General features: G+C 54.1%; 17 protein-coding genes and 1 tRNA gene. 2 read left to right on the top strand and 16 right to left on the bottom strand.

The genetic code is table 11. From position 1 onward, the window contains the following. Positions 1-10: 10 nt before the first annotated feature. From IK083_01210 to folP, 12 genes are all read right to left on the bottom strand, one after another. A tRNA-Cys gene (locus tag IK083_01210) sits at positions 11-84 on the bottom strand. A gap of 79 nt (positions 85-163) precedes the next feature. Further along, positions 164-991 (bottom strand): hypothetical protein, encoded by an 828-nt coding sequence (locus IK083_01205; protein ID MBR4748176.1) that lies wholly within the window; start codon positions 989-991, stop codon positions 164-166. Next, positions 981-1682: a glycosyltransferase family 2 protein gene (locus IK083_01200; GenBank protein ID MBR4748175.1), complete on the bottom strand. Its 702-nt coding sequence runs from the start codon at positions 1680-1682 to the stop codon at positions 981-983. The genes IK083_01205 and IK083_01200 overlap by 11 nt, the downstream gene beginning before the upstream one ends. Before the next feature lie 3 nt (positions 1683-1685). Then, positions 1686-2561, bottom strand: coding sequence for a copper transporter (locus tag IK083_01195; protein ID MBR4748174.1), 876 nt, complete (start codon positions 2559-2561; stop codon positions 1686-1688). 12 nt (positions 2562-2573) lie between these two features. Further along, positions 2574-3710, bottom strand: a complete 1137-nt coding sequence (locus tag IK083_01190; protein MBR4748173.1) for a hypothetical protein — start codon at positions 3708-3710, stop codon at positions 2574-2576. Then, positions 3700-5352: a DNA repair protein RecN gene (gene recN / locus IK083_01185; protein MBR4748172.1), complete on the bottom strand. Its 1653-nt coding sequence runs from the start codon at positions 5350-5352 to the stop codon at positions 3700-3702. Before recN ends, IK083_01190 begins: the two co-directional genes overlap by 11 nt. Continuing rightward, positions 5349-6182: an NAD(+)/NADH kinase gene (locus IK083_01180; GenBank protein MBR4748171.1), complete on the bottom strand. Its 834-nt coding sequence runs from the start codon at positions 6180-6182 to the stop codon at positions 5349-5351. The genes recN and IK083_01180 overlap by 4 nt, the downstream gene beginning before the upstream one ends. Position 6183: 1 nt before the next feature. Continuing rightward, positions 6184-7638 (bottom strand): tetratricopeptide repeat protein, encoded by a 1455-nt coding sequence (locus tag IK083_01175; GenBank protein MBR4748170.1) that lies wholly within the window; start codon positions 7636-7638, stop codon positions 6184-6186. A 7-nt stretch (positions 7639-7645) separates the two neighbouring features. Further along, positions 7646-9091: an ATP-dependent protease ATPase subunit HslU gene (gene hslU / locus IK083_01170; GenBank protein ID MBR4748169.1), complete on the bottom strand. Its 1446-nt coding sequence runs from the start codon at positions 9089-9091 to the stop codon at positions 7646-7648. Between the two features lie 3 nt (positions 9092-9094). Continuing rightward, positions 9095-9634, bottom strand: coding sequence for an ATP-dependent protease subunit HslV (gene hslV, locus IK083_01165; protein ID MBR4748168.1), 540 nt, complete (start codon positions 9632-9634; stop codon positions 9095-9097). A gap of 79 nt (positions 9635-9713) precedes the next feature. Next, complete coding sequence (locus IK083_01160; GenBank protein ID MBR4748167.1) at positions 9714-10793, bottom strand: DUF362 domain-containing protein; 1080 nt, start codon at positions 10791-10793, stop codon at positions 9714-9716. Then, a complete protein-coding gene (folP, locus tag IK083_01155) occupies positions 10790-11572 on the bottom strand; it encodes a dihydropteroate synthase (protein MBR4748166.1) in 783 nt (260 codons plus the stop codon). Before folP ends, IK083_01160 begins: the two co-directional genes overlap by 4 nt. A 111-nt stretch (positions 11573-11683) precedes the next feature. Here folP and IK083_01150 point away from each other — a divergent pair, with 111 nt between their 5' ends. Then, positions 11684-12097, top strand: a complete 414-nt coding sequence (locus IK083_01150; GenBank protein MBR4748165.1) for a response regulator — start codon at positions 11684-11686, stop codon at positions 12095-12097. Positions 12098-12113: 16 nt separating this feature from the next. Then, positions 12114-12362: a hypothetical protein gene (locus tag IK083_01145; GenBank protein ID MBR4748164.1), complete on the top strand. Its 249-nt coding sequence runs from the start codon at positions 12114-12116 to the stop codon at positions 12360-12362. A 118-nt stretch (positions 12363-12480) separates the two neighbouring features. Here the strand turns inward: IK083_01145 and ilvE are convergent, their stop codons facing one another. From ilvE to IK083_01125, 4 genes are all read right to left on the bottom strand, one after another. Then, positions 12481-13350, bottom strand: a complete 870-nt coding sequence (gene ilvE / locus IK083_01140) for a branched-chain-amino-acid transaminase (GenBank protein MBR4748163.1) — start codon at positions 13348-13350, stop codon at positions 12481-12483. Positions 13351-13428: 78 nt separating this feature from the next. After that, positions 13429-15363: an aconitate hydratase gene (locus IK083_01135; protein ID MBR4748162.1), complete on the bottom strand. Its 1935-nt coding sequence runs from the start codon at positions 15361-15363 to the stop codon at positions 13429-13431. A 73-nt stretch (positions 15364-15436) separates the two neighbouring features. Then, complete coding sequence (locus IK083_01130) at positions 15437-15727, bottom strand: hypothetical protein (protein MBR4748161.1); 291 nt, start codon at positions 15725-15727, stop codon at positions 15437-15439. Further along, positions 15727-20436, bottom strand: a complete 4710-nt coding sequence (locus IK083_01125) for a translocation/assembly module TamB domain-containing protein (protein ID MBR4748160.1) — start codon at positions 20434-20436, stop codon at positions 15727-15729. The genes IK083_01130 and IK083_01125 overlap by 1 nt, the downstream gene beginning before the upstream one ends. Positions 20437-20528: the final 92 nt, after the last annotated feature.

The raw sequence follows: 20528 nt of genomic DNA, 5'->3' as shown, positions 1-20528 counted from the left end.
ACTCTGTTTTTGGAGGCGACGATCGGAATCGAACCGATGATGGAGATTTTGCAGACCTCTGCCTTACCACTTGGCTACATCGCCCCGACAGTAGTATTATACCACAATTATCCTGTATATGCAAGTCCCGGGGCAAAAAATAGCCCCTGTATTTGAGAGGGCCTTATCTGATGCCCGTGAGTGAATCGATGATCCTGAGAAAGTGATGCTTTTCTATCAGACGGGTGATGGAATGGGTCTCGCTGTATATCTGCAGCGCTATATTGAGGATCACGCAGACTATCCCGAACCACAAAGGCATATTCATGATGACCAGGATGCCCAAGAAGGCTCCCAGTACGTTGGACCAGGCGTCACCCATCATGGCGTCTCCCTTTCTGTCCCAGTAATATGCTATGCAGGTGACCGCAAATATGATGCCGCATATATTCCAGTCATATATCCTGAAGCTGCACGCAATGAGTACCACCAGAGCGCAGACGGCAAAAGCCGCAAAGGCTCTTCCGGGACGAAGATCCAGCAGGTTGACCGTGTTGGCCGACAGCGGTATCAGCAAAAAGGCCACGACTCCCTTGACTATTGAAGCGGAGTTGAAATAGTAGGCGGCTGCTGCGCCTGCCAGCAGGCCGAAAAGGATCTTGACAAGGCCGGTGGTGATCCTTTTTTCCCTGACGAGGGCGCCTATATGCCCCCTGAAGCCCCGGGCGTTCCCGGAGCCGAACAAGTCGTCCAGCGCTCCGCCTATCCACACCAGGGACAGGATGACTGCGTAATTGAGCAGGCTGTGGATATCGGTATTTGACGCCGCATACAAGACTATCATACCGGTAAGACAGGCGGGATAAGCCAAAAGGCCGTAGGAAATGAATACGGGCTTTTTCTGAAAATTCTCCCGGGTGAGAAAGCCTTTGCGATATAACACTGAAAGGAATACGCCCCACAATATCAGCAGGGCATAGCTGATGACAAGAGGAAGGATACTAAGCTTCATTTTTGAACCTCATCCATTTGTGTCTGTATTGATATATAGTCCTGACCAGATGCACGAATTGTCTGCCCCGGTGTATAAAGCCTGCCAGGTTTCGGCCGGTGAATCGATGCGCCACGTTGCTGATGGGCACCTCGATCAGCTTGTATTTTTTGCACAGAGCGGAGATAGTCAGATCCAGCTCTATGCCGTAACCCGATGCAAAGCCGCCTATATCTTCTATGAGATAGCGCCTGATAGCCCGCTGACCGGACAGGGGACAGGCGGCAGAATAGCCTGTATAATGCTCCAGAGCCCAGGAGGCAAGGAGCTTCACGAGACCAAAGCCGCCTCTGGTCTTTTTGTGCACGGAGAGATCGGCTATAGACATATCCGCAAAGCCGTTTACCACAGGCTCCAGCAGCTCGCTCATCCTGCCTGCGTCGGTGCCCAGGTCGGCGTCCACGAACAGATATATACTGCTGGGCACAGTCTGCCAGGCGTGATTCATGGCTTCGCCCTTGCCTCTGTTTTCTTCAAAGGATATGACGCTGACCCCTCTTGCCGACGCTATCTGGGGAGTGCCGTCAGTGCTGCCGTCGTCTATCACCAGGATCTGTCTGGGATCGAATCGCAGGAGCAGGCTGTCAATGGTGTCGGCTATGATATCTGCCTCATTGTATGCCGGCAATACAACAAGCACGTCGTTGTCCATGGCTTACTCCGTATCGGGAAAGGTGCGGCCCGTCTTGCCGTTCAGGCCGTATATGCCCTGCTTATCTGCCAGTATCCTGACCACAGAATAGGCTCCGAGAGCAGAGTCGGCATTGTCTGCATAGGGGATCTGCTCGTTGTCCCAGACAGACAGAGTGTCGGTTTTGCCGGAGGAGTCGGCTCCGGCTGCGAAGACTCCGGCGTTTTTGAGGCTGGAGGCCAGCCTGGTGACAGAATCGGGGTCCTTGAATATGTCCCTGGTGGAATCGATTATCAGTACGGCCGAATCACAAGGCGCGCTGAAGTCGCCCGTCATCGTAACTATCTTGCTTTTGGAAAAAGCCTTGAAGAGCTCCTCGCTGCCCGGCTCCGATATCAGCTTTGCCAGCAGGCCGTAGATCTTGGCCTGCAGCTGCCGGGTATCTTCGATGACTCCCTGACCGGTTTCCGCAAGGAGCTTGTCCGTCGCTTCGGTGCGGGGCTTATTGATAAAGGAGTTTTTGATGACGACCGTATTGATCACCGCGCCTCCGGCTTGCTCGATATTCTTTTTGAGACCGGCGGTCACATTCTCGTTTTTGCCAAAGGACACCAGAGTGATATTGCGGCCTGTCAGGCTGTCCCTGTTGAGCTTCTCCGCTACGGAGGCGATAAAGGCCTCGTCTGCGTCCATCTGCCTTATATTTTGCTGCTTCTGCAGCTGTGAGTCGTCCAGCTGCTTTTTCAGTATATTGACAGTGTCGGCATACCTTTTCATGATCTTGCTGTTTTCCGCAGTGAGATTGGTATCTCTGTTCATGGCATTTCCTATGATCATCCCTATGGCAAGAGCCAGGAAAATTCCTGCTATGGAATATACGTGAAATTTCAGATCTATCAAGAAAATATCTCCTTATGGACGGATAGTGATGTTCAGGAAAAAGGAATACAGGTTGTGATACAGGCCCTGCATATAGTCAATGCTGTTGGGAGCTATGGCGATCACCGTAAACAAGGCTATGATAGCCGCAAGGACTATGAGACCCACGTAATTGGTGGAAGGCCTGTGGACGTAGAGCTTGCTGACTCCCTTGGCGTCCACGAGACGATGACCTACCTTCAGACGCGTGAGAAAAGTGCTGCTCATGCCGTTTCTGCCTTTGTCGAGAAAATCTATCATATCCGAATGAGTGCCCACGGCTGTGATCAGACTGGCGCCCTTTTCATAGGCGATGAGCAGGGCCAGATCCTCACTGGTGCCCGTGATGGGGCATACGAAGGGCTTGAGGCCCAGCTTGTCGGTCCTTTCCAGACCGGGAGCCTTGCCGTTGGTGTAGGCGTGCACGACTATTTCCTTTACGGTGAGCAGAGCGTTGTCTGTGACCGAATCCATGTCGCCCACTATGATATCCGGCTTGAACCCCAGCTCTATAAGAGCGTCGGCGCCTCCGTCCACGCCTATGAGTACAGGCTTCATATCATGGATATAAGAACGGATGGTCTTCAGATCTTCCTTGTAGTTCTCGCCTCTGATGACCACCAGACAGTGCCTGTTGGTAAAGCTGGTCTCCAGATCCGGCAGCTTGGAGGGATACAGGATCAGATTGGTCTCATTGGACATATAGTTGAGAGTGTTGTTGATAAAGGCTTCCAGCTCGGCGCCCAGATTCTGAGCGGCATCCTCCAGCTGTTTGTCCACAGCCTCTTTGGTCAGAAGCTCGCCGCGGACCACCAGCTCTCCGTCCCTGTACACGCTCCCGTTGTCAACTACTACCTTGTCGCCCTCATGCAGGATATCGAAGGCTGCGGGATCGGCGTTGTCGATGAGGGGAATATCGTGCTCCAGGAGCTTCAGGGGACCCAGATTGGGATACCGGCCCGAAGAAGATCTGGCGACGTTGATGATGCAGGCGGCCTGGGCTTCCACCAGCATAAGAGCTGCCGTGGAATCCAGATCCGTGTGATCTATGAGAGCGATCTCATTCTTTTTAAGGCGTTTGGCAAGGCGTTTGGTCCTTTTGTCAAGCCTCAGTGTTCCGCTAATCTTCAAGGTTCAATAATTCCTTTGCATGCTTTATAGCCACAGCGCTTTGGGTGTCGCCGAACATTCTGGATATTTCCTTTACCCGACCGGAAGAGTCCAGCTTCGCGACGCTGATATTGGTAGCCGTGTCGGAAAAGGATTTGCTGACGCAAAAATGAGCATCTCCCTTGGCGGCGATCTGAGTGAGGTGGGTCACGCACAGGATCTGAGCGTCCTTTGACAGCTCACGCAGCCTTTTTCCAACGTTTTCACTGGTTACGCCGCCGATACCCGCGTCGATCTCATCAAAGATCAATACGGGCACGCCGGATTCTCTGGCAGCCAGCATGATGGCCAGAGATATCCTGGAGAGCTCTCCTCCGGAGGCGGTCTTCGCAAGGGGCGTAGGCTCTGCGCCCTTGTTGGGGCTGATATAAAAATCCACGGATTCAGCGCCTCTGGGAGTAGGGGAGTGGGGAGTAAAACGCGCCTCGAAAAGCGTGTTCTCCATGCCCAGCTCCGCAAGGTTGTCCATGACGCGCTTCTGGAATCCCTCTGCGCATTTGCGCCGGCTGTCGGACAGAGAGGCGCACAGGCTGCCGAGCCTGCTCTCGGCCTCGGCTATGCCGGCCCTGAGAGCGGCGTCGCTGCTCTCGGGATCGGACATGAGGGACAGCTTGTCGCCGATCTTTTGCCTGGTGGCCATCACGCTCTCATAGGAGCCGCCGTATTTTTTGCAGAGCTTTTTGATGAGCTCAATCCTCTCAAACAGGTAGTCCAGACGTCTCTCGTCAAGGTCCAGGGTGTCCATATACGCAGACAGCTCTCCGGCGCAGTCGTCTGCCACAGACAAGGCTTCGGACAGGGCTGCGGCCGTTTCCGCCAGCGACGGGTCCCAGCCCGAGGCGTCCGACACGGCCCGCTGACTCAGGGAAAGCAATTCGGAGACGCCGTTGTCCCGGGACAGGCAGCTGTGAGCCTCACTCACCAGAGACATGATCCTGTCGGTATTTTTGAGCTTTTGGAGCTCCGCTTCCAGCTGCTCCAGCTCGTCTTCCTTCAGCTCTGCCGAGTCTATCTCCTTCATCTGAAACTCATAGAGCTCAGCGAGATCCCTGATCTCCTCTCTGCGTGCCTGCTGACTTTCCAGGGCGTCCCGGAGCTCTTTGGCTGTCCGGAGAGACTTTGCGATGCCAGCTAGAAGGGGTTCGTTGTCCGGTGAGAGAGAGTCGATGATACGCAGCTGAGCGCCTCCGGTCAGGAGAGTCTGGTGCTCGTTCTGTCCGTGGATATCTATGATGCTGTCGGTGACGGTCCTGATCTCTGCCTGAGTGACTGCCGAGCCGTTGATCCTGTAAACGGACTTGCCGGAAGGAAGGCAGGTCCTCGAGAGCAGGAGCTGCATTTCTTCATCTGCATATTGCAGGGCAGGTGAGTCCCCCTTGTATCCGGACATATCCAGTATGAGCTCTGCCGACACGTTTTTCGTCTTGTCCTTTGCCAGGGACGAGCCGAGACGACCTCCGCACACAAAGCTGATAGCGTCGACTATGAGCGATTTGCCGGCGCCGGTCTCTCCGGTGAACACGTTGAGACCGGGACCCGGGAAGACTTCCGCCCTGTCAATAAGGGCAAAGTTCTCCACGTTCATATACACTATCATGGTCATCTGCCCCAAAACAGTCTGGTCCGCAGCTTGGAATAGAAGTCCGATTTGTGCAGAAGAACGAAATCGACGGTATAATCGGCCACTCCGATATATACAGTATCGTCGGACGAGATATCCGTATTCGCCTGCCCGTCAACGCTGACCATAGCATCCTGCCTTTTTTCACCGGCAAGTCGGATCCTGATGCTTTCGGAGCCGGGTATGACCAGAGGCCGTTCTCCCAGAGTGTGGGGGCAAATAGGCGTCAGGAGCAAGGCGTTGACCTCAGGATGGAGCACCGGGCCGCCTGCGGACAAATTGTAGGCTGTGCTGCCGGTGGGGCCGGATACTATAAGGCCGTCCCCGTTGTAGCTCACCAGATAGTTGCCGTTGATATAGGCGTCGAGAGACAGCATCCTCAGCACGTTTTTGTGGCTGATGACCAGATCGTTGAGACCAAAAAACTCCAGCCGCGACTTGTCGCTCCTCTCCACAACCACGTGGAGCACTATCCTTTTGGACAGCATGCCGCCGCCCTCTATCAGCTGATCAAGGGCTTCCCTGTAATCCTCGGGCTGGATCTCTGCGATAAAGCCGAGAGTACCGAAATTGATACCGAGGATCGGTATTTGCAAACGGCCGTACAGACGAGCGTAGTTGAGTATGGTGCCGTCTCCGCCCAAAACTATCATCAGGTCCGTGCCTTCCATGGCATCGGCGCTGGAAGTGTAGGTCTCGAAGAAATTGCTGGCGATGCCTTTTTCATCCAGATAGCTGCGCAGCTCATCCACCATATCCTGCGCTTTTTGCTTGCTGGAATTTGCTATGATGCCGACTTTTCGGAGCTTCATCTTAATTGGTCTTCTTCAAATTCTCGAGATTTTTGGCTGCCACCGCGTTGGAAGGGTTGAGCTTCAGAGCCTTTTCGTTGGCGGCGATGGCTTCGGGATATTTGCCCAGATACTGATAGGCCACAGCCTGATTGGCGTATATATTGGAGTTGTCCGGATCCAGCTCAAGGGCCTTTGCAAAGGCCTCCAGAGCTCTGTTCAGGGATGCGGTGTTATTGTTGTTGTTCACGGCTAGGGCTATGCAGGAGGTGCCCAGACCATAATATGCTCCCTTGACTTTGGGATCGAGCCTGATGGCTTCCTGGAACTGCTCCACTGCTTCGGTGTATCTGCCCGTGTTGTGGCATTCGTTCCCCAGATTGATCCTGTAGGCTGCATTGGCGGGCTCCCGCATGACTATCAGGGACCAGGCTGCATAGGCGTTTTCTCCGTCATTCAGCCCGGAATAGAGAGAGGCCATGTTGAGCATAGCGGGCATATAGTCCGGCTTCAGGTCCAGGGCAGCCTTGATGTGGGCTATGGCGTTGTCATTGCTGCCGGATTTGAATTCGGCCCAGCCCAGCTCGTTGAGGGCGTCCACGTCGTCTGCCTTCAATTGTATGGCGGTAGTGAAATACTTGACCGCATTGCCGAACTGTCCTGCCTTACGGCAGGCAAGGCCCGCGTTGAAGGAGCTCTCATAATCTGGAGCCGCTGCCAGAGCCTTGTCATAATAGCCCAGAGCCTCTGCGGTCTTGTTTTGCATCAGATAGCAGTTCGCAATGCCCTTGAGGGCTCTCGGGTCGTCGGCCTTTTTGGCGTTGATCTTCTTGTAGGCATCTATACTGCCGGCATAGTCGCCCTGCCTGAACATAGTGTCCGCCTTGTGATACATGATCTCGGGATTGTCGGGGCTGAGCTTTTCGGCGTAGCCGTATATTTTGAGCGCGCCTTTGTAGTCCTGCAGATTGGCCAGAGACCGGGCGTAGTTGATATATACTTCCACGCTCTTTTTGGCCATATCGGCTTCCTTTGCCTGCAGATTGTAGGCAGACAAAAAGGCGTTCTTTGCGGCGGGATAATTGCCCAGAGCATCATAAGCGATGCCCTTATTGTTGTAGGGCTCGTACCAATCCTTGTCGAGTATGATGGCCGTGTCAAAATATCTGACAGCATCCTGATACCGGCCCAGAGCCACACAGGAGAGCCCTGCGTAATTGGGCAGGGTAGGGTCAGTGGGGCTCTCGACAGAAGCAGCGTCCAGAGCTTCCTGATATTTGCCCGTGTTGTAGCAGAGATAAGCCAGCCATTTCCTGGCGTTGATGCTCCCGGGATCTTCGGCCAGAGCAGCCTGACAATCCGCTATTGCGGCAGCGGGATCTTCCGCTGCTTTTTGCTGTATCTGCTGAGGATCCACGTCGCCATAGGAGGCAACTGCCAGCGCAGCCAATACAAGAATGATAAATAGTCTCTTCATATCTCACCTACAGAATGTATTTGTTCAGATCGTCGTCGGACACTATCTTGCCCAGTCTTTCCCTGACGTAGTCGGCGTCGATGGTGTAGCGATAGACGCCGTCGGAGGCGGAGGTATAGGAAATGTCCTCCAGCAGCTTTTCCAATATGGTGTGCAGCCTGCGGGCGCCTATGTTTTCCATGGTGGAATTGGCGTCGGCAGCCATGGATGCGATCTCTTCTATGCCGTCCTGGGTGAAATCCAGCTCCACACCCTCGGTGCGCATAAGAGCGACGTATTGCTTGATGAGGGCATTCCTGGGCTCCGTGAGGATCCGGACAAAATCTTCCCTGGTCAGGCTCACCAGCTCTACCCTGATGGGGAGACGGCCCTGAAGCTCGGGAATGAGATCGGAAGGCTTCGACACGTGAAAGGCGCCGGCAGCTATAAACAATATGTGATTGGTAGACACCTGACCGTACTTGGTGTTGACGGAGGAGCCTTCGATGATGGGCAGGATGTCTCTCTGTACGCCTTCTCTGGAGACGGAGGGCCCCGAAGTGCCGTCCTTGCCGGAGATCTTGTCCATCTCATCGATAAAGATGATGCCGTGATTCTCGGCGCGGACCACCGCTTCCCGGGACAGAGCGTCCTGATCGATCATCCCCTTGGCTTCTTCCTTGGTGAGGATGTCTCTGGCTTCGCGAATGGTGACGGTGATCTTTTTTTTGCGCTTGGGCATCATGTTGTTGAACATGCCGCCCAATTCGATGCCCATCTCCTCCATGCCGTTGCCTCCCATGAAGTTGAAGGGAGACTGCTGGGGGACCAAGGTCTCTATGGTGATCTCGTCGTTATCCATGGCTCCCGAGAGCAGCTTTTCTCTCAGTCTGTCTCTGATACGCTCCTTTCTGGCGCTGGCCTGCTGATCCTGAGGATCAGGCTCCTCCCGCTCCTGACCGGATGTGTTGGGGAATATGGTCCCCATGGCCGACTGCAGGCCCTCAAAAATATTGACGGGTATCTGCGCGTTGGTCTCGTTTCTCCTGAAGGGGGGCTCCAGCACGTCAAGGATCTTCTCCAGCGCCCGCTTTTCGGCAGCGGGTCTCACTTCCTCGATCTTTTCGGCCTCCACCATGGACACGGATCTGGCTACCAGGTCGCGGACCATGGAATCCACGTCGCGTCCCACGTAGCCTACCTCGGTGAACTTGGTGGCCTCCACCTTTATAAAGGGGGCCTTTGCCAGCTTGGCCAGCCGGCGCGCGATCTCTGTCTTGCCGCAGCCGGTGGGACCTATCATCAGTATGTTTTTGGGTATGATCTCCTCGCGCATGGACTCGGGGACCAGAGACCTTCTGTATCTGTTGCGCAGAGCGATAGCCACAGCCTTCTTGGCAGACTCCTGTCCCACTATGTACCGGTCAAGCTCCGCCACTATTTCTTTTGGGGTCATATAATTGATGAGAGACATGTATTACTCCAATACGTCGGATATGATATTGTGGTTGGTATAGATGCAGATGTCAGCTGCCGCCTTCATGGATTCCTGCACTATGGTCAGAGGATCCAGCTCCGTGTTGCGCACCAGCGCCTTTGCTGCCGCAGCGGCATACATACCTCCGCTGCCTATGGCAGCGATACCCTCATCCGGCTCCAGCACCTCGCCGTTGCCGGACAACACCAGCAGATAATCCTTGTCCGCTACTATCATCATAGCCTCAAAGTTGCGAAGGATCTTGTCGGAGCGCCATTCCTTGGCGAACTCTATGACTGCTCTCTTCAATATGCCGTTGGACTCCCGGACCTTGGATTCGAATTTGTCGCACAGGGTCTGAGCGTCGGCCACGGAGCCGGCAAAGCCTACCATGATCCTGTCGTCAAATATGCGGCGTATTTTGCGGGCCGAGGCCTTGAAGACCGTATTTCCCAGAGTCACCTGACCGTCGCCTGCAATGGCTGTGGTATGACCTTTCTTTACGGCGATTATAGTGGTTGCATGCAATCTGTTATCCATATTTTACCCTTTGATTTTCTATATTATATTATATCATATTTCCCCGCCTTTTGCCTGCGGAAGAGGGGAGGGCGGGCGCCTAATACCCGGTGAACAGCTGTCCCCAGGGGCTTTCCCTGCACCATCGTTCGTATATGGCCTGTCCGTATTTGGGCCACCAGTATTTGTCGTGGTATATATCCGAAGCGGCAATGAAGCAATGGACCAGCGGCGTCCTGAAAAACATGTTCTGAATGCCCTTCAGAGGGCCGAACCAGCACACGTTCCCGCAGGAGCTGGCCAGGTTGTTGCCCACGTGAAAATGCAGGTTGACCCCGGAGACGTCTTCTCCCACCAGCTCGATGTCCTCTGGTCTGCCGCAGCCCAGGCCCTGCTCGTGGGCCAGAGCGATATATTTGAGGCTCATGGGATCAAAGCCCATGAGTTTGGCGGCCACTGCGTCTATTGCCACCTGATCCGAGGAGGCCAGTATATAATCGGTGCGGACAGGTATGAGAGTCCTGGGCCCCGGACCGTTGCCTGCGGTGGTCCCATCCATGACTGCAAAGATGCCCGAATGGATCTGCTTTTGTATGTTCAGAAGATCCACCAGAGTCTCATGGATCCAGGAATGGGTCATATGACGGTTGGTATTCAGCAGGCCGCCGAAGGCGTTTTTCATGGACCCGGTGGTGGTAGCGTATATGTGACACTTAACAGTGGGCAGATGGATGATGTTCTTGCCCACGAATAAGTCGGGGATATAGATCCCGTCGGGATATATTTTGTCCAGGACCTGCATTTTGGCCTTGGGCTCTATGCGGATCCATTTCATGTCCTCTTCTTTGAAGTTGAATCTGACGGGGATATCGTATTTGTCATAGACCACGTCGAACTTGTTGTTCTTTTCACCGAAGGTGGGTCTGGTGACAACGGTCTTGTTTTCAACTGCCACGATATCCCGGTAGCCTCTGTTTTGCAGGGCGAGTATGGTGCCCTCCAGCTGCCAGGGGGTGGTGTTGGCGCCGGGCATGGGCAGATGCCAGCTGATATTGTCCTTCAGGATGGTGGCGGAGCCTTTGTCCAGAGCCGCCTCTATGTCTGCCATACCGCAAAGCCGGTCTATGTCCTCCAGCACAGTGCGGGGGTCTGTCTTGATGATCGCTACCTTTGATTTCATGATTCCTTTCCTAATACGTCAAAGAGCCTCAGGGCCGCAGCCGTTTCGGCAACGTCGTGGGCTCTGATGATATCTATATCCTTTGCCGCAAGCAGGATGCAGGCGGCAATGGAGCCCCCCAGCAGCTCGGCGGGGGAGCCGCCGCTGAAGTGCTTGATAAGCCTTTTGCGGGACACACCGCAGCACACGGGGAAGCCCAGGCTCCTGATCACGTCGATATTTTTGAACAGGGCTACGTTTTCGGCGATGTTTTTGCCGAAGCCAAAGCCCGGATCCAGTATCAGTCTTTCTGGAGGAAAGCCTTTTTCCGTCAGTATATCCGCCTTGCGCCGGAGGGCGTCGGCTATGACGTCCGGAGAGTGTCCGGGACCGTCCTCATGGAGAGAATCTCCGAATATATGGCCACATATATAATACGGCCTGCGCTCGACAATTAATTCCAGCATACCGTCGGACAGGGCAAAGCCTCCCACGTCGTTGACGTATGCGGCGCCAAGGTCAAGAGCGTGAGCTGCCACCTCCGCTTTGTAGGTGTCCACGGAAAAGGGGAGGGGGACCGAAGCTATGACCGAGGGCAATACCTCATCGAGACGTCTCATCTCCTCGGCAGCGCTGACCCGAGCAGAGCCGGGAGCGGTGGATTCGGCGCCCACGTCTATGATATGAGCTCCGCATCTGACGAAGTGATCACATCTTTCGGCAGCCTTTTCGGGGGTGTTGAACAGACCTCCGTCGGAAAACGAATCGGGAGTGAGATTCAGGATAGCCATCAGCTGCATATATATACCCCGGAATTAATAAGTGTAGTCACTTAAATATTTTATCATAATATAGAATTATTGGCAAATAATTGATATAATTAAATTATGAGATACTGACGGAGGATTCGTATGGCAAAGAAGATACTTATTGTTGACGACGACGAAAACATACTTGGTCTGATAGAGAAGACTCTCGAAAAAGCAAAATACGAGGTAGTGAAGGCCACGGACGGCAAGCAGGCTCTGAACCTGGTAGTCTCCGAGAGACCGGACCTGCTGATACTTGATATAATGATGCCTTATCTTGACGGCTTTGAAGTCCTGCAGACTCTGAGAAGATATCCGGCTACTAGAAATATCCCGGTGATCATTCTTACGGCCAAGGACAATGACGACGACGTATTTGTGGGCTGGCAGGCAGGCGTGAGCTGCTACATGATCAAGCCTTTCAATCCTACCGAGACACTTTCTCAGATAAAGAGGATATTTGAAGCCAAGCGCACCGACGTGGGCGAAGGCGCAGAAAGACGCTACAACCTGTAACAGGCAGAGGAATAGTATGAATACCAAAGAGATCTGTTTGCTCACGGGAGCGGTGCTGGGCGCAGCGGCTGTGACGATCACAGTGCTCGTCAAGACCAAGAAGCTGAAGCTCGGAAAGAAGATCCTGACCAAAAAGGAGCAGCTGGCTATCATGCCGGACAAGACCCACAAAAAGACCCAGGAGGTCAAGGATATCATCGAGCAGGCGAAGAAGACACTCTACGAGCTCGAGGAAGCCATCGACTCGGTACAGGCCGGTAACTAAGGCGGGGGAACGCAAGTTCCTCCTTTTATTTTGAGAGATGCAACGCAGTATAATAACAGTTATGTTAACCAGCGTGTGTGTATAAAAGCGCCGGCTGCCGGGCCGGCGCGGTATGATCCTAATATCTGTAATCCTTGACGTACTGTCTGAAGCCTGCGATCATCTTCTTGGTGATCTCGCCCGGCTTGCCTTCGTTGATGACTCTGTGGTCCAGCTCGGCCAGAGGAATGACTTCCGCAGCGGTGCCGGTCAGGAACACTTCGTCGGCGGTATACAGATCAAATCTGGTGTAGATGCCTTCCTGCACCTCGTATCCCAGCTTGCCTGCTACTTCGATGGCAACGCTCCTGGTGATGCCTTCCAGAATGCCCAGAAATGCGGCGGGAGTAAAGATCTTGCCGTTCTTGACGAAAAATATGTTGTCACCGGTGCATTCTCCCACGTAGCCCTGCTCTGTGAGCATCAGACCTTCGCCTGCGCCGACCATGTTGGCCTCCAGCTTGGCTTGTATGTTGATGAGATACTTGCCGGTGGCCTTTATCCTGTTTTCCACCACCTGAGGATTGCCTATCCTGGTGGATACCGTGACTGCCGTGAGACCGTTCTCATAGGCGGACTGAGGATACAGGGACAGCTTGTCCGTGGAAATGACTATGGTGGGAGGCGTAGTGATCTTTTTGGGATCCAGACCCAGGGACACGCCTCTGGAGACAGTGACTCTCAGATAGGCGTCGTTGACCTCGTTGAGCTCCACCAGCTTTTTCATTTTTTCGGCAAACTCCTCTTCGCCGAAAGGCATGGCTATAGCCAGAGCCTTCAGACCTCTGTACAGACGGGCCACGTGCTCCCTGCACTTGAAAATAATGCCGCCGTAGACTCTGATGCCTTCAAAAATGCCGTCTCCGTACATGAAGCCGTGATCATATATGGAAAGGACCGCTTTGTCATTGGTAACGAAATCGTTATTCAGAAATACGTATTTATCCATAAAAAACCCCGATACAATTATGATAATATCTTTCTATTAAATTATAACACTTTTGGTGTGCATTTGCAAGGCATGAGTTCAGCTCTTTGCAGCATACTTCTGCTTGATGGAGTTGAGCCTGCCGCCGTTTATGACTGTGGCGACTTCTCTGTCGGACATGTCATGCCTGAGAGTCATGGCGCTTCCGTCGGAGAGGCCCAGAGTGACTGTGTTCCCCCGGGACAGCTGACCGTCTATATCCTCAAAGGTCAACTCTTCGAGGAGCTGCAGCCTGTCATAATCAGCCGCGTCTTCGAATAAGAGCGGTATAATGCCGAAGTTCACCAGATTTTGTCTGTGAATGCGGGCAAAGCTTTTGGCAATGACTGCCTTTACGCCCAGATACATGGGCGCCAGGGCCGCATGTTCTCTGGAAGATCCCTGACCGTAGTTTTCGCCGGCCACGATGATCCCGGAGCCGAGAGACTTGATCCTGGGGACGAAATCCTTGTCCAGCATATTGAACACGTATTCGCTGATGGCGGGTATGTTGGACCTGAGAGGCAGTATCTTGGAGCCTGCGGGCATGATATGGTCGGTGGTCACGTTGTCCCCTGCCTTAAGGGCCACAGGCGCAGCGAGGGTGCCCCGGAAGCCGTTGTTCACCGGGAGAGGCTTGATGTTGGGACCGCGGACTATCTCCACCCCTGCCCCATCGTCCGAGGGCCGCAGGATACAGTTGTCATTCACCAAAAATTCTGCGGGCTGTACGAACACGGGATATTCTCCCAGCTTTCTCGGGTCTGTGAGCTTGCCAAAAACGGCTGCAGCTATAGCTGTCTCGGGGCTGGCCAGATAGACCTGGGCAGACTTGGTGCCGCTCCTGCCTTCAAAATTGCGGTTGAAGGTCCTGACGGACACAGCGTTGGTCCTGGGGGACTGGCCCATGCCTATACAGGGCCCGCAGGTGGATTCCAGGATCCTGGCTCCAGCCGTGACGAGCTTGTTTAAAGTCCCGTCCAGAGTGATCATTTCCAGCACCTGCTTGGAGCCGGGAGATATGGTGAGACTGGTATTGGGTGCCACTGTCCTGCCGCATATGGCGTTGGCCGCCACGAATACGTCCCGGAGAGAGCCGTTGGTACAGCTGCCTATACAGACCTGATCCACGGGCAGGCCTTCCAGCTCGGAGACCTTTTTCACTATGTCGGGCATATGAGGACAGGCTATCAGGGGCTCCTGCTCCGAAAGGTCTATCTCTATGGTCTCCTGATAACAGGCGTCTTCATCGGCAAAGAGCGGCCTGTAGTCAGACTCTCTGCCCTGAGCCTTCAGGAACTTGCGAGCCGTTTCGTCGGCAGGGAAAATGGAGGTGGTAGCGCCCAGCTCGGCACCCATATTGGTGATGGTGGCTCTTTCGGGGACAGACAGAGAGGCTACTCCTTCTCCGGAATACTCTATCACCTTCCCTACCCCGCCTTTTACGGTGAGCTTTTGCAGCACGCATAGTATCACGTCCTTTGCGGACACCCAGGGTCTGAGAGCGCCGGTAAGGACCACGTTTACTATGCCGGGCATGGGGAGATAGAAGGGCTCTCCGGCCATAGCCGCGGCTACGTCCAGACCTCCGGCTCCCATGGCAAACATACCCAGGCCTCCGGCTGTGGGAGTGTGACTGTCAGAGCCCAGCAGAGTCTCTCCCGGCACCGCAAAACGCTCCAGCTCTACCTGGTGGCAGATGCCGTTGCCCGGCCGGGAAAACCATATGCCGTATTTGTCGGCCACGGACTGCAGAAAAGCATGGTCGTCCGCGTTCTCGAATCCGCTCTGCAACGTGTTGTGATCCACAAAGCTGACTGACCGCCTGGTCTTGACTCTCGGTATCCCAATGGCCTCAAATTGCAGGTATGCCATAGTGCCGGTGGCGTCCTGAGTCAGGGTATTATCTATTCTGACGGCAATTTCCTTGCCGGGTATCATTTCTCCGCTGATAAGGTGGTCTTTGATGATTTTTTCGGCTATTGTATAACCCATTTTATCCCCTCTTATTCTTAGTCATAGACACAAATGTTATGATATCACAAAAGGATGCGGATGTCAATCAGGATCATTTGGCTTTGGAGCTGAGAAGCTTCATGCCGAGCGCAAAGATGACCCCGGCGCAGAGCATGAGACAAAAGCCCAAAAAAGGCTTGGTCCTGTACATCACCAGAGGCCCCGTCAGGATGGCCAGACCCGTTTCGACGCCGTCTCTCTTTAGCCAAAACCGCTGAATGAGACCGCATACAAAAGCGCAGGTCAGGATCAGGGCTGCCGCCGCCGGGATGGGCAGCGAAGCGGCTTTGATGACGGCGCAGAGGGCCAGCAGATTGACGGCTACGACAGCAGCGCTCTTCATCAGAAGCTCATCCCAAAGCTGATCTCGGCCTTGACTTCATGATTGTCGTTGGTACCCAGAGTGAGCCTGTATTTGTTGAACAGCTTGGCGCCGGCCTTGAGCTCCCACTTGGAGATGCCGGTATGGGATGAGGAGCTGTTTGTGTTGAGGAAGTTCTGGTAGAAGGATATAAAGTATCTTTTGCCAAAGGTCTTCTCTATATTCACAAGGGCGTACTCCTTGTCCATATAGTCAAAGGAAAGCACGTCAACGCCCATGGTGTCCACGAAAAAGTCCTCTATAGGCGACATGATGGTGGAAATGCCTACGGATGCGGCCATATTCACCGGATTGAATTCATAGGAATTGCCGGTCAGACCGTTCTTGCTGATACCGAACTTGCCTATAGCCGACAGTATCTCCGTCTCATTGAGTCCTTCGGGATCGCTGGTCATTTCCATGTTCATATTCTTTATGCTGCCGGACAGGTTGACGGTGACTCTGTAGCTGTTGTTTATGCCCAGCTTGTCCGTGGTCCTCACGTCTGTGAAGGCAGAGGCGTCCAGAATGGCGTCGGGAGTGTGATCTGCGTAGGTAAATCTGACGTTGGAGCCCTTGTTGATCCTCAGCCTTGCCACGTGCAGGAGCACCCTGCCGGACCGGACTACGCCGTCGGCAGCTATGTCCGGATCTGAGAGAGTGCCTTTGATGGTGGCTGAAGTGTCACAGCTGATCTTGGTCATGGGAGGCCTGATGTCGCAGTTGTCTGCCCTGAGATTGATGTCAAAGACAGGGTCGAAGGACCTGGCAGGCCGGGGAGCAGGCGGAGGACCGGCAAAGCCCATCAGCTCGGTGTTTTCCCGGGCTGCCTTGATGCTGTCGTCCATATCCGTATCTTCCTCTGTTTTCTGGGAAAGCTTGGCCACGGAGCAATACAGCTTGTCCACGGTGACAGGAGTCCCGTTGTCTGTGATCAGAGGGGCAGACAGGGACCCGGAGGCGGTCAGAGTGCCGTTTATGGTGCCTCTGATCTTTTCCTGATAAGAGGTGATGCCCCCCGCGTCCAAATGATAGTCGTCGAAGATGCAGCTGATATCCATCTCGGAGTCCTGGAGTGAGGCCACCCTGATATAGCTGCCGTCTGTAATGACGCAGGCGTTGGGCTTGCCCTGGTCGTCCGAGAAGCTGCAGTCTCTGAAGGTGATCAGCAGCGGCTCAGTTCCTCCGTTGTTGGACAGGGTCACGTTGCCGTTGATATTGTTCAGGGTCAGGGTCCCGGCGGGACACACCGTGCCTTCTTCTATATTCACATATCCTTCGATGACAGGCTTTGCTATGGAGCCTGTGACGCTGATGTGAGAGTCAAATATACCGTCGGAGGGCTTTGTACTATTGGAGGCATAGAGGGTGTCGGCAAAAGCCAGGTTCTGCCTGTCCATGTCAAAATGAATGTCCAGCTCGCCGTCCCGGTCCGGGCGCATGGTCTCGCTGTCCCAGGGCACAGACCCGTATACCACTGCGGAGTAGTCGCCTATCAGCAGCTTGAGCCCCTTGGAAAAATCCAGCTTGTCGCCGTCCAGCACTATCTTGCCCGCAGAGATGCGGTCCACCCTTATGCCGTTGTAGGAAGGGTGCTGCAGGTCCAGGGATGCCGAGATCGAAGGAGAAGTGATACGGCCCTCTATCAGAGCGTCAACGGTCAGCAGACCGTCCAGATTCTTCACAGAGGTATAATTGGACACCCGGGATACGGGCAGATTGATGACGCTGAGATTGGTGTTAGTCCTCTTGTCCTTGTCATACAAAGGATATGCATCGGCTGTGATGTATATGTCCGGGAACTCCAGGGTCAGATCGGGCATATTGATGACGCCCTTGTCCATCTCCAGCTCCAGATTCATATTCTGCATATGCTCGGAGCCGCAGATGATATCGGTACCCGTTAGAGAACCCTTTCCGGACAGGCTGTCTATGCTGCCGTTTATCTCCAGCTCCGCGTTGATATCCCCTCCTGTGAGAGAAGGCAGATAGCTCAGGAACTTTCTGGACTCGTCCTTGACTCCCAGAGGAGACATGGAATACAGCTCCAGAAGCTCAATGGCAGATATGTTGTCGGCGTTGAGGCCTGCCCGGCCCACGGACCGGGTCCTGATATTGTAATCCTCGGCATAGAGGTGGAGCGTCTCGGGGTCTTTTTCCATAAAGAGATCCAGAGCGACGGATTCGGAATGCAGGAGAGACGCCGAGAGTGTCACGTTGGAATAGTTTTTGCCGTTGAAGGTGACCCTTCTGAAGGCGCCGTTGCAGGTGACGTTGAGGCTGTTCATATATCCGTCGACTGACACAGTCAGATCACACAGTCCGGAGGCGTTCACATAGTCGCTGAAATAGCCCCTGAAGTCGGATATATTCACGTCGGACACCAGGAGGTCGCCCTTTACGCCATAGTCCTTCAGGTCGATATAGCCGTTACCGGTCACGCGGGTGAATTTGTTGTCGTCAATGGCGTTGAACACGGAGGCCCGCCCGTCGATATCATTGAAATACACAGTGTTGTCGGATACGAGGGCGTCAACGTGCAGATAGTCAAAGGGATACTTGTCTATCATCAGGTCGTTGAAATCCAGACTGCCTGCGCCGGACAGGTCCCGGAAGCGGAATTGGTTCCCGGACATATCGAGCATACCATTGATGGCAAGGGTCCCGTTTACAACCCCCTCCATAGGCGTAGTCATGGTATAGTCAAAGATCCTGCACACAGTGAGTGCGTCGGCATTCTGGATGGCAAAATCACCCTTGAAGGTGGGTCTGGAGCTGAGGGGATCTCTTATGATACCGGAAAAGCCCACCTGAGAAGGCACGGCAAGAAGAGCCATATTCTTCACAGTGACCAGATCCCGCGAAGCATCAAACAGGCAATTGAGATAATCTATCTTGTAGGTGTTGTAGCTGAAATCATACAGCTCGCACTCACCGTTGAGATACACCTGACCGGAGCGGAGCTTGTAGCCTCCCACAAAGGCCAGATCGCCCCTGATATCCACGTCGCTCTTGCCCAAAAAGGCCATCAGTCTGGACAGCTGCAGCTCGGAGACGTAGGCCCTGCCGGTGATGTGGGAAGGGTCCTTTATCTCGGCGGAGAGCATGATATTGGCGTCAAGAAAGTTTTTGATGATGAGCCTGTCAAATGTGATCCCCCGGGCCTTGTCATAGGACACGGCAGTGCTGAGCTCCACGTCCCTGATCTCCTGCTTGTTCACAAAAAAGCCGGACCGGAGAGCGCTCAGGTTGGCCACTGCCCGGGGATCTGTCAGAGAGCCGGTCACATAATACTCGGACATGACCTTGCCGCTGATGCCGTAGGGGTTGTCGGGCAGATAGTCCGACACGTCATTGCACACCAGATTGCCTCTCAGGGCCAGACGGGTCTTTGAGGGGTCAAAACGGGAGAGACTTACTCCTCCGCAGGTCCCGCACAGCCACACAGACGAATCATCAAGCTTCAGCTTGATCTCCGTGTTCACGGTGCTGTGGCCGTATTCCAGATACACCATGCTGTCTCTGAACCGGTAGTCGGCAAAGGAGCCGTTCCTTATCCTGGTCCTGACTCTGACTGTCGGGTCCTGCAGGGTCCCCTTGAGCACAAGGGACATATCCATTTCGCCGCCGAGAGAGGGCAGGCTTTTCAGGGCTGCAAGAGCGGGGATATGGCTTTTGACACCGGCGAGGGACACCTTTCTCAGAGAAACGGACATTTCCAGGGCAGGTCTGAACAGATCCCGGCTGACAGAAAGACCGGTGCCCTTGGCTGTAAAGGGGATACCGTTGACAGCGCCGTTCAGATAGACCACGGAACGGGTGTTCCTGCATTGGAGATACCCGGACAGTCCCTCCAGGGAATATCCGGAATAAGCGCCTCCCGCATTGGCGATCTTGAGGCTGCAGGAAACGCGCTCGGGCTCGGACAGCTTTGCAAGCCTGCCTGAGACGCCTGCATAGCCCTTCACGCTGCCGGAGACACGGGTGGCGCCGGAAGGATACAGAGGAGCAAGACGGGAAAGATCGAGAGACCCTATATTGGTGTCCAGAGAATACCTGCCGGTGAGAGTATCGGTCTGAAATACCACGAACAGGTTCCGGGCGCATTCCATATCCAGCCTGGAATTCACCGACACCGAATCGGGCCTTTGCATATTGACGCGGGAAGAAAGACGGGTAAAATGCTCCTTCATGCCCGTGATCTCATCCGAGACCGCAACGTCTGCGTTCCGCACGTAGATCACAGTCCTGAGACGATCGCTCTTTTCCTTCTTTTGGGGACGGTGTATCAGAAAGTCAATGTTGGAAGAGCCGTCCTTAAGGCGCCTTACGCTGCCGGATATACCTTCTGCAGTCACGGACTGGATACTGCTGATATAATTGCCGGAAAATATGGCGGCAGGTGACAGATTAACGGTGACCTGAGAAGACGTGAGGAGGATCCGGTCGGAATGCTGCTCATACAAAGTGATGTCCCGGAGATATACCCGGTCAAGCCACACCAGGCTCAGCTTGTCGACACGGACTTCCGTATCCAGGTATTCGGAGGCTATCCGTGACACCCATACGGCTGAATTCCGGCACACGTCCAGAGACACTCTCACCAAAAAGGTGACGATCATGGACAGAATGAAGATGACCGGCAGTATGACAAAAAGCAGGTGCGCTTTGTATTGACTGAATTTGAACATCGCAGACTTCTTTGGCAGCTTATATATTTATTATACCATTTCACGAAGCGCCGCGCAATAAAAAAGAGGGCGAAAAAGCCTTCGCCCTCACG

It is taken from the genome of Abditibacteriota bacterium (genome assembly GCA_017552965.1).
Classification (GTDB): Bacteria; Armatimonadota; UBA5829; order UBA5829; family UBA5829; genus RGIG7931.
This window is presented reverse-complemented; position numbering and strand designations above follow the sequence as displayed.